This window comes from Variovorax sp. WS11 (assembly GCF_010499245.1).
Lineage (GTDB): Bacteria > Pseudomonadota > Gammaproteobacteria > Burkholderiales > Burkholderiaceae_C > Variovorax.
Genome location: NZ_JAAGOW010000001.1, coordinates 2,689,262 through 2,712,171, shown reverse-complemented (window position 1 = coordinate 2,712,171; position 22,910 = coordinate 2,689,262). Strand labels below are relative to the sequence as shown.

The 22,910-nt window shown below is 66.6% G+C and carries 22 protein-coding genes and 1 pseudogene; 12 read left to right on the top strand and 11 right to left on the bottom strand.

Going from position 1 to position 22,910, the window contains the following annotated elements; translation table 11 throughout:
* Window positions 1–22 precede the first annotated feature (22 nt).
* On the bottom strand, window positions 23–952 hold the full coding sequence (locus tag GXN78_RS13340) for a helix-turn-helix transcriptional regulator (protein ID WP_106560330.1): 930 nt from the start codon (window positions 950–952) through the stop codon (window positions 23–25).
* A 169-nt stretch (window positions 953–1,121) separates the two neighbouring features.
* On the opposite strand from GXN78_RS13340, the gene GXN78_RS13335 reads away from it, so the two are divergent.
* From GXN78_RS13335 to GXN78_RS13295, 9 genes and pseudogenes are all read left to right on the top strand, one after another.
* Window positions 1,122–1,589: a DUF4863 family protein gene (locus tag GXN78_RS13335; RefSeq protein WP_106560343.1), complete on the top strand. Its 468-nt coding sequence runs from the start codon at window positions 1,122–1,124 to the stop codon at window positions 1,587–1,589.
* Window positions 1,590–1,597: 8 nt separating this feature from the next.
* Window positions 1,598–3,157, top strand: coding sequence for a 3,4-dehydroadipyl-CoA semialdehyde dehydrogenase (locus tag GXN78_RS13330; RefSeq protein WP_106560331.1), 1,560 nt, complete (start codon window positions 1,598–1,600; stop codon window positions 3,155–3,157).
* A gap of 31 nt (window positions 3,158–3,188) precedes the next feature.
* Window positions 3,189–4,739, top strand: a complete 1,551-nt coding sequence (locus GXN78_RS13325; protein ID WP_106560332.1) for a benzoate-CoA ligase family protein — start codon at window positions 3,189–3,191, stop codon at window positions 4,737–4,739.
* Entirely contained in the window at window positions 4,736–5,554 is an 819-nt protein-coding gene (locus tag GXN78_RS13320; protein ID WP_106560333.1) for an alpha/beta hydrolase, read from the top strand. Before GXN78_RS13325 ends, GXN78_RS13320 begins: the two co-directional genes overlap by 4 nt.
* A 129-nt stretch (window positions 5,555–5,683) precedes the next feature.
* Window positions 5,684–6,850: an ABC transporter substrate-binding protein gene (locus GXN78_RS13315; protein WP_106560334.1), complete on the top strand. Its 1,167-nt coding sequence runs from the start codon at window positions 5,684–5,686 to the stop codon at window positions 6,848–6,850.
* Window positions 6,851–6,878: 28 nt separating this feature from the next.
* Window positions 6,879–7,751, top strand: a complete 873-nt coding sequence (locus GXN78_RS13310) for a branched-chain amino acid ABC transporter permease (RefSeq protein WP_106560335.1) — start codon at window positions 6,879–6,881, stop codon at window positions 7,749–7,751.
* Between the two features lie 3 nt (window positions 7,752–7,754).
* Complete coding sequence (locus GXN78_RS13305; RefSeq protein ID WP_106560336.1) at window positions 7,755–8,711, top strand: branched-chain amino acid ABC transporter permease; 957 nt, start codon at window positions 7,755–7,757, stop codon at window positions 8,709–8,711.
* Window positions 8,708–9,454 carry an ABC transporter ATP-binding protein gene (locus GXN78_RS13300; protein WP_106560337.1) on the top strand — a complete coding sequence of 249 codons (747 nt, stop codon included), beginning with the start codon at window positions 8,708–8,710 and terminating at the stop codon, window positions 9,452–9,454. Before GXN78_RS13305 ends, GXN78_RS13300 begins: the two co-directional genes overlap by 4 nt.
* Window position 9,455: 1 nt before the next feature.
* A pseudogene (locus GXN78_RS13295) lies at window positions 9,456–10,156 on the top strand (ABC transporter ATP-binding protein).
* Window positions 10,157–10,598: 442 nt separating this feature from the next.
* Here GXN78_RS13295 and GXN78_RS13290 read toward each other — a convergent pair.
* The 7 genes from GXN78_RS13290 to GXN78_RS13270 all read right to left on the bottom strand — a co-directional run bounded on the left by GXN78_RS13290 (window position 10,599) and on the right by GXN78_RS13270 (window position 15,900).
* Window positions 10,599–11,834, bottom strand: coding sequence for an ISL3 family transposase (locus GXN78_RS13290; protein WP_164255444.1), 1,236 nt, complete (start codon window positions 11,832–11,834; stop codon window positions 10,599–10,601).
* Window positions 11,835–11,909: 75 nt separating this feature from the next.
* Window positions 11,910–12,131, bottom strand: coding sequence for a hypothetical protein (locus GXN78_RS13285; protein WP_239142698.1), 222 nt, complete (start codon window positions 12,129–12,131; stop codon window positions 11,910–11,912).
* A gap of 252 nt (window positions 12,132–12,383) precedes the next feature.
* On the bottom strand, window positions 12,384–12,539 hold the full coding sequence (locus tag GXN78_RS41215; protein ID WP_239142697.1) for a hypothetical protein: 156 nt from the start codon (window positions 12,537–12,539) through the stop codon (window positions 12,384–12,386).
* A gap of 355 nt (window positions 12,540–12,894) precedes the next feature.
* On the bottom strand, window positions 12,895–13,188 hold the full coding sequence (locus GXN78_RS41210; RefSeq protein ID WP_239142696.1) for a hypothetical protein: 294 nt from the start codon (window positions 13,186–13,188) through the stop codon (window positions 12,895–12,897).
* On the bottom strand, window positions 13,145–13,891 hold the full coding sequence (locus GXN78_RS41205; protein ID WP_239142695.1) for a hypothetical protein: 747 nt from the start codon (window positions 13,889–13,891) through the stop codon (window positions 13,145–13,147). The genes GXN78_RS41210 and GXN78_RS41205 overlap by 44 nt, the downstream gene beginning before the upstream one ends.
* 59 nt (window positions 13,892–13,950) lie before the next feature.
* Window positions 13,951–14,361, bottom strand: coding sequence for a hypothetical protein (locus GXN78_RS13275; protein ID WP_239142694.1), 411 nt, complete (start codon window positions 14,359–14,361; stop codon window positions 13,951–13,953).
* A gap of 216 nt (window positions 14,362–14,577) precedes the next feature.
* Complete coding sequence (locus GXN78_RS13270) at window positions 14,578–15,900, bottom strand: IS1182 family transposase (RefSeq protein ID WP_164255443.1); 1,323 nt, start codon at window positions 15,898–15,900, stop codon at window positions 14,578–14,580.
* A 244-nt stretch (window positions 15,901–16,144) separates the two neighbouring features.
* On the opposite strand from GXN78_RS13270, the gene GXN78_RS13265 reads away from it, so the two are divergent.
* A complete protein-coding gene (locus tag GXN78_RS13265) occupies window positions 16,145–16,441 on the top strand; it encodes a hypothetical protein (protein ID WP_146163229.1) in 297 nt (98 codons plus the stop codon).
* A 196-nt stretch (window positions 16,442–16,637) separates the two neighbouring features.
* On the opposite strand, the gene GXN78_RS13260 is transcribed toward GXN78_RS13265, so the two are convergent.
* The gene (locus GXN78_RS13260) at window positions 16,638–17,060 is read right to left on the bottom strand and encodes a helix-turn-helix domain-containing protein (RefSeq protein ID WP_239142823.1); all 423 of its coding nucleotides are present in this window, start codon (window positions 17,058–17,060) and stop codon (window positions 16,638–16,640) included.
* A gap of 118 nt (window positions 17,061–17,178) precedes the next feature.
* Here GXN78_RS13260 and GXN78_RS13255 point away from each other — a divergent pair, with 118 nt between their 5' ends.
* Both GXN78_RS13255 and GXN78_RS13250 read left to right on the top strand, forming a co-directional pair.
* Window positions 17,179–17,712, top strand: a complete 534-nt coding sequence (locus tag GXN78_RS13255; protein ID WP_164255442.1) for an SLATT domain-containing protein — start codon at window positions 17,179–17,181, stop codon at window positions 17,710–17,712.
* Between the two features lie 196 nt (window positions 17,713–17,908).
* A complete protein-coding gene (locus GXN78_RS13250; protein WP_106561329.1) occupies window positions 17,909–19,021 on the top strand; it encodes an ABC transporter substrate-binding protein in 1,113 nt (370 codons plus the stop codon).
* Window positions 19,022–19,055: 34 nt separating this feature from the next.
* Here GXN78_RS13250 and GXN78_RS13245 read toward each other — a convergent pair whose 3' ends face one another.
* The gene (locus tag GXN78_RS13245; protein ID WP_106561328.1) at window positions 19,056–19,706 is read right to left on the bottom strand and encodes a redoxin domain-containing protein; all 651 of its coding nucleotides are present in this window, start codon (window positions 19,704–19,706) and stop codon (window positions 19,056–19,058) included.
* 21 nt (window positions 19,707–19,727) lie between these two features.
* Entirely contained in the window at window positions 19,728–22,739 is a 3,012-nt protein-coding gene (locus GXN78_RS13240) for an adenylate/guanylate cyclase domain-containing protein (RefSeq protein WP_164255441.1), read from the bottom strand.
* Window positions 22,740–22,910 lie beyond the last annotated feature (171 nt).

The following is a 22,910-nucleotide window of genomic DNA, read 5'->3' as shown; positions in this document are numbered from 1 at the left end:
ACTGCCGGCTTCCGGCGCGTTCTCAGCCGCCCCGGCTCATCGCTTCCCGCACCGTCGTTCGCAGCAGCTGGAAGCTTTGCGCCAGGTCGCGGCCGCTCGTGTCCACGCTGAGATCGGCCTTGGAATAGAAGGCGGCACGGCCGGCGAGGATGCGGCGCAGGTCGTCCATGGCCTCCTTGCTGGCGGCCATGGGGCGGGTGTCGCCCTGGGCGGCGACGCGGCCCATGTGCTCTTCGGGGGCGGCCTGCAGCCAGACGGTGGTGCAGTGCGAGAGCAGCTCGTTGAAGGTGGCGGGGTCGGAAACGATGCCGCCGGGGGTGGCGATCACCACCTCGGCGTAGATCTGTACCGCCTCCTCGAGCGCGCGGCGCTCGTAGCGGCGGTAGGCATTGGTGCCGTAGAGGTCGTGGATCTCGCGCACGCTGCAGCCGGCCAGCTTCTCGATCTCGCGGCTCAGCTCGATGAAGGGCACGTCGAGGTCGTCCGCCAGCATCTGGCCGAGGGTCGACTTGCCGGCGCCGCGCAAGCCGACAAGCGCGATGCGACGGTGGCGCGCCGGGTCGCCGGCGGCGGTGCCCAGCAGTTCGCCGAGGGCGATGCGGGCGCGGCGCAGGTCGGCCTCGCCGCGGCGCTCCAGCAGCTCGCGGATCAGCAGCCACTCGGGGCTGCTGGTCGTGATGTCGCCCACCAGCTCGGCCAGCGAGCAGTGCAGCGCGGTCGCCACCTGCTGCAGCACCAGGATGGAGGCATTCCCGATGCCGTACTCGAGGTTGGCCAGGTGGCGCTCCGACACCTCGGCCGCCTGCGCGACGGCCTTGCGCGTGAGGCCGCGGCGCGCGCGCAGGTTGCGCACCCGCTCGCCCAGCGCCACCAGCAGCGGGTTCTTGGCTTCCTCGGCCGGCAAGGCCGGATCGGCGGGTGCGCTCAGCACCGCGTCGGCTCGCTCATTCATCTCGCTTCGTCCTCTCCTCGTCGCTCCGGTCTACGGGTAAACACCATATATGCACTATATTGCTTGACACCTTTTGTGTCGGTGCTTATGGTTCATGCACAGGCAAGATACTGCACGCGGCGATTTGCCGCAAGTTCGTTCTTCTTCACCCATGCATGAGCGCACCACGATGTCCAAGGAATCCTTCCACCAGATCGTCGCCGACGTGACCTCGCAGATCGCCGGCCGCCCGCTCGACGACGAGCTCGACCGCTGGCTCAACACCGTGCACGGTGTCGGCAGCGAAAGCTACGAACGCCTGAAAGAGGCCTGCATCGACGGCGTGGCCGAAGGCTGGCTGTGCGAGCGCGAGGGCGGCGGCATCAAGTATGGCCGCGTGTTCAAGGCCGAGGACGAGCTGCACCGCTTCTCGGTCGACGTGGTGGACATGAAGGACATCAAGGGCCCGCACCACACGCATCCGAACGGCGAGGTCGATCTGATCATGCCGCTGGAAGGCGATGCGACCTTCGACGGCCGGCCCGCGGGCTGGTGCGTCTACCCGCCAGGATCGGCGCACCACCCGACCGTGGCCCAGGGCCGCGCGCTCGTGCTCTATCTATTGCCCGAAGGGCAAATCCAATTCACCAAGACCTGAGACACCCCATGACCGAACTTCTCTCCAACTACGTCGCCGGCCGCTGGCAGGCCGGCAGCGGCGCCGGAACGCCGCTCTTCGATCCGGTGCTGGGCACCGAGCTGGTCCGCGTCGACGCAGGCGGGCTGGACCTGGCCGAGGCCTTCGGCTTCGCGCGGGAGAGCGGCGGGGCGGCCCTGCGCGCCCTCACTTACAAGCAGCGCGCGGCCCTGCTGGCGGGCGTGGTCAAGGTGCTGCAGGCCAACCGCGACGCCTACTACGAGATCGCCACCGCCAACTCCGGCACGGTGAAGAACGACTCGGCGGTGGACATCGACGGCGGCATCTTCACGCTGGGCCAGTACGCCAAGTGGGGCGACGCGCTGGGCGAGGTGCATGCGCTGCGCGACGGCGATGCGGTGAAGCTGGGCAAGGAACCCGTGTTCCAGTCGCAGCACCTGCAGGTGCCCACGCGCGGCGTGGCGCTCTTCATCAACGCCTTCAACTTCCCCTCCTGGGGACTGTGGGAGAAGGCCGCGCCCGCCCTGCTCTCGGGCGTGCCGGTGATCGTGAAGCCGGCCACCGCCACCGCCTGGCTCACCCAGCGCATGGTGCGCGACGTGGTCGAGGCGGGCGTGCTGCCGGCCGGTGCGCTGTCGATCGTCTGCGGCAGCTCGAACGGGCTGATGGATCAGCTGCAGGGCTTCGACGTCGTGTCCTTCACCGGATCGGCCGAGACGGGTGCGGTGATCCGCTCGCATGCCGCGGTGGCGCAACGCTCGGTGCGCGTGAACATCGAGGCCGACAGCCTCAACTCGGCCCTGCTGCTGCCCGATGCCACGGCCGATAGCGAGGCCTTCAAGCTGCTAGTGCGCGAGGTGGTGCGCGAGATGACGGTCAAGGCGGGCCAGAAGTGCACCGCGATCCGCCGCATCCTGGTGCCGGCCGCACTCTATGACGTTACGGCCGAGGCGATCGGCGCCAAGCTCGCGGGCGTCACGGTCGGCAACCCGCGCAACGAGAGCGTTCGCATGGGCTCGCTGGTGAGCCGCGCTCAGCTGAACGCGGTGCGCGAGGGGCTGGACGAATTGAAAGGCCAAGCCAGCGTGCTGCACGACGGCAGCCAGGCGCCGCTGGTCGATGCCGACCCGGCGGTGGCGGCGTGCATCGGTCCGGTGCTGCTGGGCGCGCGCGATGCCGACGCGGCGCAGCGGGTACACGACGTGGAGGTCTTCGGCCCGGTCGCCACGCTGCTGCCCTACCGTGACTTCGACCATGCGATTGCGCTGGCGCATCGCGGCCAGGGATCGCTGGTGACCTCGCTCTACGGTGCCGACGAGGCCGCGCTGGGCAAGGCGGCGGTGCAGGTCGCTGCCAGCCATGGCCGCGTGCATGTGATCACGCCCGACGTCGCACAGGCGCACACCGGTCACGGCAATGTGATGCCGCACTCGTTGCACGGCGGCCCCGGCCGCGCGGGCGGTGGTGCCGAGCTGGGCGGGCTGCGCGCGCTGGACTTCTACCATCGCCGCGCCGCGGTGCAGGCCAGTCCGGGCGTGCTGGCGCAGCTGGGCCTGGCGCAGGCCTGAGCAAGAACACAGGGATGACCCGGAGAACACGATGAGCCTGCCTGCACGATTCAATTTCGCCGAACACCTGTTCGCCCTCAACCGCGGCCGCGCGCAGAAGACTGCCTATGTCGACGACCGCTGCGCCCTGCCCTACGGCCAACTGGAGGAACGCGCACGCCGGCTCGCGGCCGCCCTGCTCGCCGCCGGCGTGAAGCGCGAGGACCGCGTGCTGCTGCTGATGCTGGACAGCAGCGACTGGCCGGTGAGTTTTCTCGGCAGCCTCTACGCCGGCATCGTGCCGGTGGCGGTCAACACGCTGCTGACCTCCGACGACTATGCCTACATGCTGGCCAACAGCGGCGCCAAGGCCGCGCTGGTCTCGGGCGCGCTGCTGTCGGTGCTGCAGGATGCGCAGCGCAAGGGATCGCATGTGCTGAAGGCGCTGTTCGTCTCGCAGCCCACCGGACCGCTGCCCCAGGGCGCGCAGGAATTCGAAGCGGCGCTCGCCGCTCACGAGCCGCTGGCCGAGCCCGCCGCGACCACCCCGCAGGAGCACGCCTTCTGGCTCTATTCCTCCGGCTCCACGGGCAAGCCCAAGGGCACCGTGCACACGCACGGCAACCCCTGGTGGACCGCCGAACTCTACGGCAAGCCGGTGCTGGGGCTGACGGAGAACGACGTCTGCTTCTCCGCGGCCAAGCTTTACTTCGCCTACGGCCTGGGCAATGCGCTGACCTTCCCGCTTTCGGTGGGCGCCACGGTGCTGCTGATGGCCGAGCGGCCCACGCCGGATGCGACCTTCAAACGCTGGGCCAGCCAGCACAAGCCCACCGTCTTCTTCGGCGCGCCGACCGGCTTCGCCGGCATGCTGGCATCCCCCAACCTGCCGGCGCGCGAGGCGGTGTCGCTGCGCATGTGCTCCTCCGCCGGCGAGGCGCTGCCGGGCGAGCTGGCGCAGCGCTTCAAGCAGCATTTTGGCTGCGAGATCATCGACGGCATCGGCTCCACCGAGATGCTGCACATCTTCATCTCCAACCGGCCCGGCGATATTCGCTACGGCACCACGGGCCGCCCGGTCGAGGGCTACGTGATCGAGCTGCGCGGCGAGGACGGCCAGCCCGTCGGCGTGGGCGAAGTGGGCGACCTCTACATCAAGGGGCCCAGCACGGCCGTGATGTACTGGGGCAACCCCGAGAAGAGCGCCGACACCTTCCGCGAAGGCTGGACCAAGAGCGGCGACAAGTACTCGCGCGACGCCGACGGCTACTACACCTACGCGGGCCGCAGCGACGACATGCTCAAGGTCAGCGGCATCTACGTCTCGCCCTTCGAGGTCGAGGCCACGCTGATGCAGCACCCGGCCGTGCTCGAGGCCGCGGTGATCGGCAAGGAAGATGCGGACGGGCTGGTGAAGACCAAGGCCTACGTGGTGCGCAAGGCCGGGCAGAGCGTGACGGACGACGAGCTCAAGGCCTTCGTCAAGGAACGCCTCGCGCCTTACAAGTACCCGCGCTTCATTGAATTCGTGGAGGAACTGCCGAAGACGGCCACGGGCAAGATCCAGCGCTTCCGGCTGCGCGAGCGGGAGCAGAAGGCGTGACCACCGCGCCCGAGTTCGCCGCCATCGATTGGCGGGGGCGCCCCCTGCGCCTCGAATACCTGCGCATCGCACCGGAACGCTCCGACGCGCCCCTGCTCGTGTTCCTGCACGAAGGCCTCGGCTCGATCGCGATGTGGAAGGACTTCCCCGAGCGCCTGTGCGAGGCGGGCGGCTTCCGCGGTCTGGTGTTCTCGCGCCCCGGCTACGGCCGCTCCACGCCGCGCGGCCCCGAGGAGACCTGGGACGTGGACTTCATGCACCGCCAGGCGCACGAGGTGCTGCCGGCCTTCTTCGAAGCCATCGGCCTCACGGAAAAGCCCTGGCTCTTCGGCCACAGCGACGGCGCCTCGATCTCGCTGCTCTACGCCGCGCGCTTCCCCGATCGCGTGGCCGGCCTGGTGGTGCTGGCACCGCACATCTTCGTGGAGGACGTGACGGTCGCCAACATCGAGCAGGCCCGGCTGGCCTACCTCGAGACCGACCTGCCGAAGAAGCTGGGCCGCTACCACGACGACGTGGATTCGGCCTTCTGGGGCTGGAACCGCATCTGGCTCCATCCGCCCTTCAGGCAATGGAACATCGAAGCCGAGCTCGATGCCATCCGTTGCCCGGTTCTTGCTATCCAGGGCATCGACGACGAGTACGGCACACTCGCGCAGATTCGCGGCATCGCCCAGCGCGTGCCCGGCGCCGAGTTGCTGGAGCTGCCCGACTGCGGGCATTCCCCGCATCGCGACCAGCCCGAAAAAGCGATAGTGGCGACCGTTTCATTCGTCGAGGAGCGGAATCCGCGGTCAGGGAAAACTCGTGTTTGAGAGATAAATGATTTACCCTTAAAGTATCTCGCTCGCGAAGGCGCGTCGTGAAGACACGCGCCCCAACCCCGCCGACCCCGTCTTCAAGCCGTTTCCAATCCATTTCAATACCAACGCCAGGAGATCACCATGAGCACCCGCATCGCCCGCACCACCCTGACGGCCCTCGCACTGGCCTGCATCGCCACGCTGGGCCACGCCCAGCAGGGCAAGCTCAAGGTCGGCCTGATGCTGCCCTTCAGCGGCACCTTCGCCGCGCTCGGCGTGGCCATCGAGAACGGCTTCAAGCTCCATGTCGAGGAGCAAGGCGGCAAGCTGGGCGGCCGCGAGATCGAGTACATCAAGGTGGACGACGAGTCCGACCCGGCCAAGGCCACCGACAACGTCAACAAGCTGATCAAACGCGACAACGTCGACGTGATCGTCGGCACCGTGCACTCCGGCGTCGCGATGGCGATGGCCAAGGCCGCCAAGGAAAGCGGCACCGTGCTGATCGTGCCCAATGCCGGCGCCGACGCGGTGACCGGCCCGATGTGCGCGCAGAACATCTTCCGCAGCTCCTTCTCGAACTGGCAGCCGGCCTACGCGATGGGCGAGGTCGCGGCCAAGCAGGGCAAGAAGACCGCGATGACCCTTACCTGGAAGTACGCGGCCGGCGACGAGTCGGTGGCCGGCTTCAAGGAAGGCTTCGAGAAGGGTGGCGGCAAGGTGCTGAAGCAGCTCACCGTGCCCTTCCCCAACGTGGAGTTCCAGGCGCTCCTGACCGAGATCGCGGCTGCCAAGCCCGATGCGGTGTATTCCTTCTTCGCGGGCGGCGGCGCCGTGAAGTTCGTCAAGGACTACGCGGGTGCGGGCCTCAACAAGAACATCCCGCTCTACGGCCCCGGCTTCCTGACCGACGGCACGCTCGATGCGCAGGGCGACGCGGCCCAGGGCATGCTGACCACGCTGCACTACGCCGACGGCCTCAACACGCCGCGCGACAACAAGTTCCGCACCGAGTACGCCAAGATGTTCAAGCTGCAGCCCGACGTGTACGCGGTGCAGGGCTACGACGCGGCGCAGATGCTGGCCATCGGCCTCGCCGCGACCAAGGGCGACATCACGAAGAAGGCCGACTTCGCGGCCGCCATCGAGAAGGCCAAGATCGACAGCCCGCGTGGTGCCTTCACCATCGGCAAGTCGCACAACCCGGTGCAGGACATCTATCTGCGCAAGGTCGACGGCAAGGAGAACAAGATGGTCAACATCGCCGTCAAGGGTCTTGCCGACCCGGCCCGCGGCTGCAAGATGTAATCACCAACGCTGAAAGCGATGACCTGTCGTGGACTTCGGTACCTTTCTTGTCCAGTGCCTGAACTCGGTTCAGTACGGGCTCCTGTTGTTCCTGGTGGCCTCGGGACTGACGCTGATCTTCGGGATCATGGGCGTGATCAACCTGGCCCACGGCAGCTTCTACATGATCGGCGCCTACATGGCGTTCGCGCTCTCGCCGCTCTTCGGTGACCAGTTCATCCTGATGCTCGTGGGGGGCGTGGTGCTCACGGCGCTCTTCGGCTACGTGCTGGAGTGGGCCTTCTTCAGCTACCTCTACCAGCGCGATCATTTGCAGCAGGTGCTGATGACCTACGGGCTCATCCTGGTCTTCGAGGAGCTGCGCTCGATCCTGGTGGGCAACGACGTGCACGGCGTGCCCGTGCCGCCCTGGCTAAGCGGCAGCTTCGCGCTGGGCAGCCTCATGAGCTACCCGTGGTACCGGCTCTTTGCCTCGGCCGCCTGCATCTTGCTGGCGATCGGCCTGTACTACGTGGTGAACCGCACGCGCCTGGGCATGATGATTCGCGCCGGTGCGAGCAACCGCGACATGGTGCGTGGCCTGGGCATCGACATCCGCCGGCTCTACCGCATCGTGTTCGCGGCCGGCGTGGCGCTGGCCGCGCTGGCGGGCATGATCGCGGCGCCCATGTCCTCGGTGTACCCGAACATGGGCGCGAGCGTGCTGATCATCTGCTTCGTGGTGGTGGTGATCGGCGGCATCGGCTCCATCACCGGCGCGCTGGTGGCATCGCTGCTGGTGGGCTTTGTCGACACCTTCGGCAAGGTGTTCTTTGCGGAGCTGAGCGGCATCGGCGTGTACGTGCTGATGGCCGTGATTTTGATCTGGCGTCCCGAAGGCCTGATGGGCAAGAAGGCCTGAACCATGAAGACCTTCTCCCACTACCTTCCCCTCATCTGCGCCATCGCGCTTGCGGCGCTCGGGCCCTTCCTGGGCCCCTACCTCGGCGACCTGGTGGTCAAGGTGATGATCCTCGCGATCTTCGCGCTGAGCCTGGAGTTGCTGGTCGGCATGACCGGCCTGGTGAGTTTGGGCCACGCGGCCTTCTACGGCATCGGCGCCTATGCCACCGTGCTGGGCTCCGGCAAGGAGGGCGGCTCCATCGCCCTGCTGCTGCCGATGGCCATGGGCTGCGCGGCCGGCTATGCGCTGGTGACCGGCGCCTTGAGCCTGCGCACCCGCGGCGTGTACTTCATCATGGTCACGCTCGCCTTCGCGCAGATGGCTTTCTTCGTCTTCCACGACACCGCACTGGGCGGCGGCAGCGACGGCATCTACATGTACATCCGCCCGGTGCTGGGCGCGCTGGACCTGGAGAACAGCAAGGTCCAGTTCTACTTCGTGCTCGGCGCGCTGGTCTTCACCTACGGCCTGCTGGCGCTGATCCGCCGCTCGCGCTTCGGCGCCGCGTTGGCGGGCATCCGCGTCAACGAGCAGCGCATGCGCGCGGCGGGTTTTCCGGTGTACGGCTACAAGCTCGCGGCCTTCGTCATCGCAGGGGCGCTGGCGGGCCTGGCGGGCTTTCTCGTCGCCTCGCGCGACGGCGTGGTCAACCCCGAGCTGCTGGCCTGGCACAACTCCGGCGAGGTGCTGCTGATGATCATCCTGGGCGGCCTCGGCCACCTGCGCGGCGCGGTGATCGGCGCGGTGGCGTTCACGCTGCTGAAGGAGCTGCTGTCCACCCACGCGATCGTGGGGCCGCTGGCAGACCACTGGCAGCTCACGCTGGGTCTGGCCATCATCGCCTTCGTCGCGCTGTTGCCGAAAGGCATCGTGGGCCTGCGGGTGCGCGTGATGCCGAAGAAGGAGGCTGCGGCATGAGCAGGCTTCTTGCGGTCGAGACGCTGACCCGCCGCTTCGGCGGCCTGGTCGCGGTCAACAAGGTGACACTGGACCTGCACCTCGGCGAGGTGCATGCGGTGATCGGCACCAACGGCGCGGGCAAGTCCACGCTGATCAACATGCTCTCGGGCGAGATCGAGGCCTCCGACGGGCGCATCACGCTGAACGGCGAGAACATCACCACGCGCGCGCAATTCCGCCGCGCGCTGGCCGGCGTGGGCCGCAGCTACCAGCGCACCACCATCTTTCCGGAGTTCACGGTTCTGGAGAACTGCCGCCTCGCGGCGCAGGCCGCGGCGCCGAAGCCGTGGGCGATCTGGCAGTCCTCGCAGAGCTGCGAGTACAGCAATGGCGCCGCCCGCGAAGCATTGGAGGCCGCCGGCCTGGGCACGGTGGCCGGCCGCGTCGCCGGCACGCTGAGCCACGGTGCCAAGCGCCAGCTCGAGGTCGCGATGTGCCTGGCCACCAAGCCGCGCGTGCTGCTGCTGGATGAGCCGCTGGCCGGCATGGGCGCGGAGGAAACCGAGCGCATGCTGAGCCTGCTCGCGAACCTGAAGGCCACCCACGCGATCCTGCTGGTGGAGCACGACATGGACGCGGTGTTCCGCATCGCCGACCGCATCACGGTGATGGTGAACGGCACGGTGATCGCGACGGGCGACCCGGCTTCGATCCGCGTGAATCCCGAAGTACGCACTGCCTACCTGGGCGAGGACCATTGAGATGCTGCAGATCGAAGGGCTCAACACCTACTACGGGGACAGCCATATCCTGCGCGGCGTCGACGTCGCACTGCCTTCGGCGACCTCGATCGGGCTGCTGGGGCGCAATGGGATGGGGAAGACCACGCTGATCCGGTCGCTGATGGGGTATGTGCGGCCGGCCTCGGGGCGGGTGAAGCTGGATGGGGACGATGTGACCGGCTGGGCGCCGGAGAAGATGGCGCGGCGGGGGGATCGGGTATGTGCCGGAGGGCGGGGGATTTTTCCGAACCTGTCGGTGAGGGAGAACCTCGTCATGAGCGCGCGGGCGGGGATCGATGGGAAGCGCGAGTGGACCTTCGAGCGGGTGATGACGACGTTTCCGCGGCTGACGGAAAGGCTGTCGCATGGGGGCAGCAGCTGTCGGGTGGGGAGCAGCAGATGCTTTCGATCGGGCGGGCGTTGATGACGAATCCGCGCTTGCTGATTCTGGATGAGGCGACTGAGGGGCTGGCGCCGTTGATCGTGGCGGAGATCTGGCGGGTGATCTCGGAGATTCGGGCGACCGGGATTGCGACGCTGATCGTGGATCGGGATTGGCGGAAGGTGCTGGGGCACACCGAGCAGGCTGTGGTGATGGAGAAGGGGAAGATTGTTAGGCAGGGGCCTTCGGCGGGGTTGTTGGCGGAGCCGAAGGTGTTGGAGGAGTTGTTGGGGGTGTGAGGACTTGAGGCCGACAAGCTGACGCGCGTACACAGAGTGCGGATCGGCGGCGGCAGGCTGGGGTATTGCCCGTCGAAGCGAGCGGCCCGTCTGACTGCTTGAGACTGGACTGAGACATTCGCGTCCGCGGGCCGAATGTCGGTGGCGTCCAAGACCGGTCCTTCGACGGCGCTCTTGACGAGTGACCGCTGTCCCCAAAGCGAACGGTCGACGATGGCTGGGTAGTCAAAGCCGGGGCTGACCTTCGAGGTGTGCGCGCGGCCGGTCTGAGTCAGCTGCCTGCCGAGGCGTCGAACTGGTAGTCCCGGCCAGGAACGATCTACCTGTACGGATCAGCAACCGTTCAAAGCCGCACTTTGCAGGGAATATTGAGCGCAGCATAAGAATGCTCTGACAGCAGCGTCTTGTTGTATCTGCCTTTTTTTTGAGGCTCTGTTAAAAATCAAGTGGGTTGCCCAGCGTGAGGGTTGATGGCTTGGAAGTCGAGCTTGCCGGCGATCAGGAAGATGACCGTCTTGATAGTGGACAGGCGCACGAAGCCGCGGGCGCGACGCTTGGCAGCCTGGAACAGGCCGTTGATGGCCTCGAGAAAGCCGTTGGTCTGACGCGTCTGCGACCAGGCCACGATGCCGTCCATGTGGCGGCGCACGAGCGCGGCAACTTCTTTCATCGGCTGGACCTTCGAGCGCATGACGCAGGTGCTCCAGTACCGAAGCATGGCGCGCATCACGTTGACCTGCCTGCGCTCCAGGATCTCTCGCAGCTGCTCCTTGTAGAGCCAAGCTCGGGCCGTGCGTTTGAGGCTCGGCTGTGTGATCAATGCGTAGAGATCGGCGGCGGCCTCGGGCTTGAGGCTGTAGCTGTCCTTGAGCAGCGTCCAGCGCATGCCCTTGAGGGACCTGTCGGTACGCTGCTCGATGCGCCGTGTCTTGTCCACTGCGGTGTTGGCGTGCCAGATGACGTGGAACTTGTCGAACGTGATCTGAGCGTTGGGCAACTCCTCGCTCACGCCCTTGATGAAGGCCGGGGACATGTCGATGCTCACCGAGCTGATCTGCTGCGGCGGACAGCCATGAGCCTCGAGATCGCAGGCCAGTGCCGCTATGGCTTGGGCGTCGCGGCCCTCGGTGACGAAGAGCACTCGGCGGGCGACTGCGTCGGCGGCCAAGGTCACGTAGTCGTGCCCCCGGGCACGCGAGGTCTCGTCGATGGCCAGCGCAGTGACATCGCTGAAGTCGGCCAGCCCCAACGCCATCTCGACGTAGCGATTGCAAACTTCCATGACCCGATAGGCGGACTCGCCCACGATGCGTGCAACCGCCGCAAAAGGCATCTGCTGCGCCAGCATCAGGACAAGTGCCTCGAACAGCAGCGTGAAGCCCGACAGGCGTCCGGCGAAATCGGGCTCGACCAGGCGAACCGAGCCGTTGGGCAGCTTGACGCGTGGCGTGCGCACGTGCAGGTGGCACTCGTGCTGGAAGAAGTTCAGGTGTCGATAGGTCTTTGCCACCGTGTCATGCACGGGGTGCGTACCCTCATACCCGGCAACTGCGAAGTGGGTTCCGGGTTCGAAGTCGACCAACACGGTCAGCAGCTTGGCGCCTTCGTCGAACTCAACCGAATTCACCGACCAGGGCGCAGCAATCCCGAGCGCCGCTTCGAACAGCTTGGCAGTCATCGCACAACCCCTCGCAGAGTTCAGCCAGGCGAAATCTTACCCACTCGAAATTCAAGAGAGGCTTTTTTGATGAGTTCAAACTCGCCCACCCACGCCTTTGAACTTCTCTACGAAGGCGGCGACTTTCAGAAAGACGCTCTGCTTCTTGGTTAAGTACTGAGGATTCAGCGGACTCATTTTGGGAAGAACAGCATTGAGTTCCGTGCCGTTGTCACTTGCAAACTCCCGTTTCAGCGAGGTGGTGAGATAGCGCTTTGCCGCTTCCATATTCAGGTTCTCGGCGTTGGCCAGCGACAATTATCTTGAGCGGCGTGTTGCCTCACGAAGGAATGTTACCCGGCTGTTGGTTGTCGTATGGGTTTCTTTTTCTATTCTTTAGTCGAAGGCTGTGGGCATGTGGGCGAAGGTTGCGGCGGTGGTCAACGCAGCCGCGCAGCGCTGCGTTGTCCACGGTCGCAACCGGTGCGCCGCAGGCGCATCGCCCATATGTCCATAGCCTGCCGGGCGCGAAGCGCCCGGCCCCCTGGCATTGAAGTGGTCGGCTTCCGTTCAAACTTCGGCCGGCTCTGCAGCGGTCCTGCGCAGACCGCCCAGGACCATTTCCGTGACCCGCTCGCTGCGCCAGGCTTTCACCCGGCGCTGCAGTGTTCGCAGCTGCGCCTTACCGTCGTAAATCTCTGGAACCATCGCGACCAGTCGATTCATCAGGGCCTTGGGCGCTATCGAGGGCTCCGCGATCAGCCACCCTTCAATGACTGGCCATGCGTCGGCGAATGGGTCCGTGCGGGTTCGCCACCAGTGTTTGGCCTTCGGCTGCTTTGCGATGCGTCGGTCGCACTTCGCCTTCCGTCCAGGCTGACGACAAGCTCCGAAGGAACGCTGAGATATCGGCCGCACTTCTTGGCACCACTTCTTTCGGCGCCCCGTGAGCCGCGATCTCGCTTAACGTCTGCTGGGCCATTCGGATTTCCTGCAGCAGCCGCACCGGGTCGAGTCTCTTGAGTTGCGCCGTCAGCTTCTCCTGATCGCCGGCTCCACGCCGCTGTGGGCAACAAGCCGTTCACATGGAGTCGCCGGCGCGAAGTACACCTTGTTGCACACGAGCGCCGTCTCGTGTTTTGGACTTCAGCTTGAATGAGGGCTGGAAGAAGTTGATGTACAACCGCGACGACTCGTACAGCTGCGCCAGAGCTTTCGTAGCTTCGCGGCCGCTCAAGCGGCCATAGCCGACGAGCCGCCGAACGACGGCACCGTTCTTCTGCTCCACCCAGGCTTGGTCGTTCTTTTTTGTAGGGCGGGACCGCGTCTGCTCAAGGCCGCGCCCCTTGCAGTAGTCGAATACGGCTTGGCTCATGAAGGTGCTGTCGTTGTCCGGAGTCAATGCCGAGCATCGCGAACGGCAGGTCGGCCGCCACCTTTTCGAAGGCTTCGATCACCAGCATCTGGTCGCGCATCCTCATTGCCACGCATTCCGTCCATCCGCTGGCGATGTCGGTCAGCGTCAGGGTGTGAACGTAGTCACCATCGGTCTTCGGGCCGCCGCAGTGCTCGACCATATCAATCTCGAGGAAGCCTGGCGCCGGATCCCACCAGTCGGCGAACGTGCGCACGGGAATGCTGCGTCTGATAGCCGCGCCCACGCCAGTGCGGCGCCTGCGCTTCCCATCGATATGCGAACGCGCGTCGGCAAGGATGCGATCGATGGTCGCTGCACTAACCTGCAGGACTTTGGTCTTGACGACTGGGTCCAGGTCGAGGTGGCCATGGCGCTCCATCGCATCGACCAACATCGGGACCAAGGCCTTCAGCCGCTTGCCGCAGACCCGATCAGCGGCCTCCCATAGCACCGTCAGCGCTTGCCGCACCGCCTCGTCGTACAGACGATCGCGTGCCCGCGTTTCTTTCGAGGGAACTTCCTCTCGCAACACCCGGATTGCGTGTTTGCGGTGGTAGCCCGTCAGGGCCACGAATTCGTCGAGGATCTTGACCTTTTCTCCCATCGCCGCTGCGCGATACCGCTCTCCCAATGCTTCAACCAATTCCTTGCGTGTCGCCATGCTGATTCGCCTTGTCACGTAGCTTTCTGCTCCCGCCGGACCATCCGACGGGTAGCAATTTACGTGAGGCAACAGGTCAGCTCGGGTAGCAAATCCGACGAGTCAATGCGCCGCTCAAAGTAGTTGACGCCGGGCACGGCGTTGATCAGCTCTTGCGCCTCTCGCTGTAGTTCTGCTTGAGCAAAGGCGAAGAAAGCGTCTATCACACTGGCTTTGTCACCCATCTGGTCCAGGTCAGTCTGGTTGATGAAGTCGACCAGCAAGCTCTCCTTGGCACGGTTGCCCAGGCTCGCGCGTATCACCCGACGGACATCTTCCACCAGTGCGGCCTTGTCTTTGATCTTCCTGTTGTTCTCAAAAATCAGTTCCAGGATGTAGTCGAGGTTGATTTCTTGTGACTTCAGCAGGTCGACCTCAGGGTCGGCACTACCAGTTCGATCGGTAGCGAAGCGGTCCCTGATAGGCTGCAAGCCGTGTCTTGAGGTGCAGCGACCGCAGTAGCTCGTACACCTGACGTACTAGGAGTCCGCGCGGCAGAAGTTTTTCTGCGCGGAGGTGAGCCCCGCGTTGAGTTCGTGCACGGCGAGGAAGGGTTGGCGCTGCGCCTTGGCTGTTCCTGAAGCTCCCGGACAGGGTCTATTTGGCCTGCCAGAGGCGAGGGGCACGCGTGTGCCCCCACTGTGGGCTTATCTGACCATCAAGGTGCTCATGCGCCGCAGGTTCAGCGCCAGGCACACGAGCTTGAACTCGGCCTTGACCTTGTTCAATCCCCGCAGGCTGAACTGCCGGAAGCCCAGCACGCTCTTGATCCACCCGTTGGGCGCCTCCACGATCCACTTCCTCTTGCGGTAGGCCGCTTGGCCTGGTGGCGTCTTCAGCCTGGCATCCATCGCTGCAGTGCGCGGGTATTGTTCGGCGTCGATGTCCAGCGCCTGCTTGCCCTCTCGGCCCAATGCCACGATCAGCTCGCTCGGGCTGTCCTTGAGCTGCTCGAACACGGCCTCCGAGCGGAATCCCGCATCCGCCAGCACCTGTCGGGCGTCCTCGCCCAGGTTGGCCTTCACCGCCGCCAACAGCACCGGCAGGCGGTCACTGTCGGCGGCGTTGTTGCTCAGCTCCGCGGCCACCACGAGTTGCGCGGCCTCGTCCACCGCGGTGTGGGCGTTGTAGCCGTAGTCGTAGCCGCCACCTGAGCGTTTCATGATCCGACTGTCCGTGTCGGTGAAGCTCTCCTGGGCGCTGTCCTTGGGAACACCGAAGTCGCGCTTGTAGCGCCCGCCCTTGGGCTTGCCGTCCTTGTCACGGGGTTTGCGCTCGTCGTCGGCGCTGCGCCCGCGGGCCGCATCGGCCTCGCGCTGGCGTTGCTCCAGGCGCAGCTTGGCCTCGGTGATCGCCTTGAGCCGGTCCTCACGGCGCTTGATCTCCCGGGGATGTCCAGGTCGGGTTCGTTCTTCCAGGTCGTCGGCGGCACGCGCTCGGTTGAGCAAGCCATCGATCTGCGCCTTGAGTTCGCCCTCGGCCTTGACCATCCTGTCATAGCTCATGGCCTTGTGGCGGCTCGCGTTGGCCTTGAGCTTGGTGCCGTCCACCGCCACGGTGCCCAGCTTGACCAGGCCGCACTCGCGCGCCAGGCGCACCACCTGCACGAACAACGCCGCCAGTTCCTCCAGGTGCAGTGCCCGGAAGTCCGAGAGCGTGCGGTGCGCCGGGTAGTTCTCTGCACCCAACACCCGCAGCGCAACGTCTTCGTGCAGCTTGGCCGCGAGCTTGCGCGAACTGAAGGTGCCGGTGGCGTAGCCGTAGATCAGCACCTTGACCATCATGGCCGGGTGGAACGGCTGATTGCGCGGCCCACCCTTGGCGTATCGCGCATGGAAGGCGCTCAGATCCAGGCTGTCGACGCTGTCGCTGATGAAGTACGCCAGGTGCCCTTCGGGCAGCCAGTCTTGAAGTGCGTCAGGAAGCAGTCTTTGCTGCTGAGGCTCGTAGGGCAGGTAGCTGATGGGCATGCGCCCAAATCTATCAAGCCTCTGCGCGCTCGTCACGCTTCTGCCGCGCAGGCTCCTAGCCCAGGCGCGCCCCACGACCCAAAGCCTCCTTTGTGCCGGTCGGCGTGAGTAGGGCCGCAGCCCGCGACCGACTGCAACCGCTGCATACCGGAAGGTCAGTTGGCATGGACGCCAATGCCCTCGCCGCATTAAATGAGCACTCTAGTCCGTGGACTTATCGCCATCACTTGATGACGATCACTCGGTGAAAAATGACCCATTGGAAATACCCCGATCGCGCATTTGGGAGAAGCGCAACGAGCACACCTTGCTCCGTCGCATCGCCAGCGAACCTCTCCCTCATGTCCTGACAGGTGACGAAAACCTGCTTGCCGTCAGTGCGCTGTTTCAAGCAGGTCATGTAGATGCAGTGGTGCGTGTCGTCGTCGATCCGCTGGGCGGTGGTCCACAGGTCGGCGTGGTGGTCAGCGAGATCACCCGCTCGGGTTGGCTGCTGCTCCTCAATCGTAGCCACGCGCCGCAGCGCGGAGAGTCGATCTAGCGCCAGGGCGCAGTGCGGCCGCGCTACAACGCGCAACCCTCAGCGCGATTCGTACAGGACTCCACGTCCGCCGCCACGCGAGTTCAGATGCCCACGTTCAACGAGCGCCCGGAAGTGCTGCTTCAGCGTATGGGCCATCGGGGCACGGCGCATTAATCCACCCATTTACACCCATTTCTGATTCAATCGCCCGTCCTCACCAAGAGCCTTTCTTCGGAGGGATTGGGAGGACGGCCCCCGCGGGTCGGATCGATGCTTGCCTTACGGGCTCCTCTCTCAAAACAAGCGTCGCGCCGAGGTTGGACAAGATCCGCATGAGCTGATCAACACTGACCACGCCTGGCCTGGCTTCGATCTCCGCGACGCGGGCCTGCCCGATGCCCAACTGTTCGCCGAGCTGAGCTTGGGTCAGTCCGCGCTGCTTGCGCAGGGCACGAAGATGCTGGCGGAGCTGGTCGGCGAGCCGGAGCGCGTAGTCCATCTGGTCCTTCGGGGGGGAAAAATATTGGCCGTGGCCGATAAACGCAATATATCGGCTTTGAGCGATATTCGGCAGCCGCCAGCATGCGCAGCGCTCGGCGCCTTGGAAATGGACTGCACGCCGCCCGCTGAAGTCCATCAATCACCCGGGCGCCTTTCCCCGACTAGGGCTTTCCGCCTATGGAGCCCGTCCCGACGCTGCCGCATCATCCCCGGTCTCCCCGAGGCACCGAGACCCCATGCGAAAGGACCGCGCCATGTCAGCCGAGCCCACCGCAACCGCCCAACAACGCGAGCCGGGCTTCGAGTCCGATTCCACACCTCGCCCCGAGCGACGCCGCCACGCCGAAACCCAGCTCGACTACCTCTACCGCCAGATCGACGCCACCTGCAACCGGCGCCTCGGCCTCGCGAAGTGGTACCGCCGCCTGAACTTCGGCTACCAGATGTCGGCGGCCGCGCTCTCCGCGCTGGTGACGGTGATCACGGGCTTCCAGACCTTGGGGCCCGAGCGAAGCATCGCCGCCAGCAATGTGGTGCTGGTCTTGAGCGCGATCATCACGCTGATCACGCTGGCAGGCGGCTTCTACACGCCGCGCGAGTTGTGGGTGGTGATCATGGGCCACTGCGGCGACCTGGAGAACCTCAAGACGCGCCTGGAGTTCGAGGAGCGCAGTCCCACCTTCGACGAACGCAGGGACGAGATCGCCGATTGGGGCTTCAAGGAATACCAGCAGCTGATCGACGACTACGAGGAAAAGTGGAAGGCGATCCGCGAGAAGGGCAAGTAGGCGCACCAAAAACACACCCATTGACGTGGCACCCACAAAGCGCCCGCGATGTGACTTACTTGCCAGCTTTGCCGACGCGTTGTCACCACAAGGTGTTACTCCGCCCCGAGGGCGCTGCTAATCTCACTCCGCCACCGCCCAGCAGTGGCCGTGCAGAGGGCGCACGCCACAACAAGCCCTCGAGGAGACAAACAACATGAAGCGATTTCTCGTGCCGATGGCGTTCGTGCTGGCGGCGATTCAGCCCGCCTGGTCACAGGACATCGTGATCGGCCAATCGGTCCCCTTGAGCGGCAACAACGCCGACATCGGGCGCGACATGCGCGATGGTGCGTTGGCAGTGTTTGCTCAGGCCAACGCCAGCAAAGAGCTGGGCCGCACCATCAAGCTCGTCACGTTGGACAACGCCAACAACCGCCAGCGCGCACTCGACAACTCGCAGCAGCTGCTCGGCCAGCATGGGGCGATGGTGCTGTTCGGCTACAACTCCGCGACCAACAGCCTCGACGCACTGCCACTGGCCGAGCAGAGCAAGGTGCTGTTCTTCGCGCCTTTCAGCGGCTCGCTGAGCCTGCGCAAGCACCCCAACGTCTACACCATCCGCGCCTCCTATCGCGACGAGACGGCCAAGGTGATGGAGGCCAAGCGCACCGTCGGCTCCGACAAGGCCGTGATCCTGCACTACGACGACGAGGTGGGCCGCAGCAACTACGAGGCCGCGGCCACCGCGTTCACCGACGCCGGCCTGCCCAAGCCCAAGGGCGTGGCCACCAAGCGCGGCGCGGCCATGGAACCCGCCACGGTCGATGCGCTGGTGAAGGACGCGCCGCACTACGTGCTCGCAACCACGCAGTTCAGCCAGGTCGGCGACTACCTCAAGGCGGTCGACGGCAAGCCGCAGCAGGTACCGGTTGCCGCGCTGTCCTTCGTCAACCCCGACGAGCTGGCCGAGTCGCTGGGCGGGGTGGCGCGCGGTACCGTGGTGTCGCAGGTGATCCCGTCGCCACGCATGTCGAACCAGGTGGCGGTGCCGGTGGTCAAGAGCTGCGCGGAGGCGCTGACTGCATTCAACGGCGGCAAGTTGAACTACACCTCGCTGGAATCGTGCATCGCCGCCAAGACGCTGCTGGTCGCGTTCAAGAAGGCCGGCGGCGCCAAGGCCACGCGCGAGAGCGTGCTGCAGGTCATGGGCACGCTGGGCCGCTTGGACCTGGGCGGCTACGTGCTGACCTACTCGCCGACCAGCCGCCACGGCAGCACGATGGTGGACTTGACCATCCTGTCGCGCGGCAACCGCTTCGTGCAGTAACGGGCCGCGGTTCGGATCACGCCTCAACGCCCTCTCAAGCCGCGCACTGCCGCGCCGCCTCCAATATCTCTTCCGCCGACGGCATCTTCCCAATCCCCGCCAGCCCCTCCGTCGCGCACTCCACGTACGCCCAGCGCACAACCCCCGTGCGGTCGATCATGAACAGCCCCTTCAGCTGCGGCCACTGCTTCTCGACGTCGACCTGATCGGCCGGCGTGTACTGGTAGCCATCCATCTCCTGCAGCACCTTGCCCACTTGCGAGATCGGCAGCGGCTCGGGCAGGTCGCCGAAGGGGTTGACGCGCACCGTGTCCAACGCTTCGATCAGGGCCGGCGTGGGCTCCGGCTTGGGAAGCCCGTAGGCGCGGTGAGTGGAGAGATCCGGGTCGGCGGCCAGCGGCACTTTCGTGGGCCTGAACTTGAAGTACAGCCGCGCGTTCTCCGGCGCCGTGGCGACCACCGCCAGGCTCTCGACGCCCATGCCCTTGAGCCTCTCCTCGAAGGTGCCGAGCTGCGCCAGCTGCCGGCGGCAGAAGGGGCACCACAGGCCCAGCATCAGGGAAAGGAAGAGCGGGCTGCGGCCGCGGTAGTCGTCGAGGGTGACGATGCCGGAGCCGGCAATCGACGGGAGGGCGAAGCCCGGTGCGATTTCACCGGGGGCGACGGGGTGCATTGTCATAGCCATGAACGACTCCCTTCTGCAAATTCAGCAAAGGAATGGAAGCACGACCAGCGCATCGGGGTCCAGTCCGGCACGCTGGCAGGTGTCCTGGGCGAGCGCCATGTAGCGCTCCGCCTGCACGCCATCATCGGCATCGAGGTACAAGGTTGCAAGCCCTTCGTAGCAAGGAAAGAGCAATTGCGGCTCGGCGCTCTTCTCGGCCAGGGCCAGCGCCTCCTGGTAATGCTGCATCGCGCGCGCCGCCTCGCCGTGGCACTGGTAGATCTGCGCCAGCACGACCAGCGACACGGCCAGGTGGTCCAGCTGGCCGGTGCTGCGGTCGATCTCGATGGCGGCATGGGCGGCGCCGACGCCGCGCTCGTCGCAGCGGTTGGTGAGGGTGCAGTAGGCCACCGCCAAGTTGGCCGACAGGCGCGACTGCAGGCCCAGGTCGCCGATGCGGCGCGCCGTCTCCAGGCCGCGCTCGCAGGCCTCGATGGCGCGCTGCGGATGGCTGGAGCTGTAGAGCACGCCCAGGTTGCACAGCGCCCGGCATTCGGCCTGCGGCAGGTCGGCCTGGCTCGCCACCGCCACGCTGCGCTCGAGCTGCGCAACGGCCTCGTCCAGGCGGTTCAGCCGTGCCAGCGCCACGCCCTGGGTGTTGAGGGCGAGCGCGGCGGCGGCGCGGGCGTTGCGGCGCTCCTCCTCGTCCGCGCCCTCGCGGCCCTCGAGCGCCTCCAGGTGGGCGAGCGCGCGCTGGGTCCAGTTCAGCGCGCCGTGGTTGTCTGCATTGCGAAAGCGCAGTTCGCCCATGCGCTGGTAGAGCCAGGCGCGCTCGATGTGCGGCGCCTCGCCGTCGACGAGCGCCAGCCCCGTGGTCAGGCACTCCTGGGCCTCGGCGCGGTCGCCGGCCTCCCAGCGCAGGGCGGAGATCTTGCCGAGCAGGCGGGCCTCGGAGACCCGGTCGCCGTCGGCCGAGTGGCCTTCGCGGGCGGCGGACAGCTGCTGGGTGGCCTCGGCGAGGCGGCCCGCGGGTGCGAGCACGTCGGCCAGGCGTTCGCGCACGGCCAGGCGCTGTTCCTCGTTGCCCTTGCTGGCGGCGAGGATCTCCAGCGCCTGCATGTAGTCGCGAATGGCGTCGTCATTGGCGTAGGTGCCGCGCGCCCAGTCGCCGGCGGCGACGAGGTAGCGGGCGCCGCGTGGCTTGTCCGCCCCCAGGCGGAAGTGATGGGCCAGGGCCTGCAGTTCCTCCAGGCGCCGGGGCTCGCCGCCGCACTGCTTCTCCAGCGCCTCGCCGATGCGGGTGTGCAGCTCGGTGCGGCGGCGCAGCAGGAGGCTCTGGTAGGCGACCTCCTGGAGCAAGCCCTGGCGAAAGCGGAACTCGCGGCCGTCCTCCGCGGGCATCGCGGCCAGCATGCCGGCGTTCAGCAGGCTATCCAGCCCCGGCGCCACGGATTCCGGCGCGCTCGCCACGCCGCGCAGCAGGGCCTCGTCGAACTCGGGGCCGATCACCGCGGCCTCGCGCAGCACGGCGCGAACGGGCGCGGGCAGCCGGTCGATGCGGCCGAGCAGCAAGCCGTGAACAGTCTGCGGCACCTGGACGGCGCTCACGCTGGGGTTGTAGACCCATCGCTCCCCCCGGCGCGTCAGGAGCCCGTCGGCAATGAGCCCACGGGCCATCTCCTCGAGGAACAACGGGTTGCCGCCGGCATGCTCGACGATGCGTTGCCGCAAGGCCCCGGGCAGGGCGCGGGGGCCGAACAGGCCATCGAGCAGGGCATCGCTGGAGCGCGCCGACAACGGATCGAGCCGCAGCACGGTCTGCGCGCCCACACCCTCGGCCCAGGCCTCCAGCGCCGGCGTCGGGCGCTGCGTCGCCATCAGCATGAAAGGACGGTCGCGCAGCCGCTCCACCAAAAAGCGCAGCAGCTCCAGCGAGGCGGCATCGGTCCAGTGCAGGTCCTCCACGATCATGATCACGGGGCTCTGCTGCAGGCGGCGCTCGACCACGGCGTGAACGGCGAAGAAGATCTGCTGCTTGAGCCGCTCCGGGTCGAGGTAGCGGGTGTGCGCCTCCTCGCCCTCCAGGCCCAGCACATGGCCCAGGCAGGCCGCGAGCGCCTGCATTTCGGCTTCCTGCACGCCCAGGCCGACGAGCGCCGCAGCGACCTTCTGCCGCGCCGTGTCGTCCGGGTCGCGCGTGTCCAGGCCCCAGGCGTCGCGCAGCAGCGCCGCCGGCACGCCGAAGGCGCGCTCGCCGAGCGGGGAGCAGGCGGCGCGGCGCACGGCCACGTCCTCCAGCCGGCCCTGGGCCTGAAGGCGCTCGAGGAATTCGGTGAGCAGCCGGGTCTTGCCGCTGCCCGCCTCGGCAACGATGCGCAACAGCCGGCCCTGGCCGGCGCGCATCTGCTCGAAGGCCTGCTGCAGCGCCTCCAGTTCCTTGTCGCGGCCGACCAGCGCGCTGGTCAGGCCGTGCGCCTGCAGGCCGCGCGTCGACTGGGGGGCGTTCAGCGCCGCCTCCAGCCGGTAGGCCGACATCGGCTGGGCCATGCCCTTGAGCGCGAGTTCGCCCATGGGCTCGAAGCAGAAGGCATGCTGCGTGTGCAGCCAGGTCGCGTGGCTGACCACGGTCTGGCCGGCGCCCGCCGCGCTCTGGAGGCGGGAGGCGGCGTTCACCGTGTCGCCGGTGACGGCGTAGGCGGCATCGCCCTCCGAGCCGAGGTGGCCCGCGACGACGGGGCCGGTGTGGATGCCGATGTGCAGGGACAGCGGCCGGCCGGTGCGTGCCTGCCAGCGCTCGCCGAGCTCGCCGGCCCGCCGGTGCAGCAGCAGGGCGGCGCGCAGGGCGCGCTCCGGATCTTCCTCGTGCGCCACGGGGGCGCCGAAGACCGCCATCACGCAGTCGCCGACAAATTTTTCGACGAAGCCGTCGAAGCGGCGGATGGTGGCGGACATCTGCTCGAAGAGCTCGGTCTGCAGCGTGCGCAGGTCCTCAGCGTCCAGCGTCTCGGACAGCGCCGTAAAGCCCGACAGGTCCGCGAACATCACGGTGACCATGCGGCGGTCGGACTCGGGCTCAGGGGCGGGGGGGGGCGGCGGCAGCGAGCCGCGTCCCGCACTTCGGGCAGAAGGCGAAGTCGCGGTCGACGTCGAACCCACAGGCGGGACAAGCCATTGCGCGGCCATGGTACTGCGACGGGCCATGGCGCGCAGGGGGCCTTGCCCTCC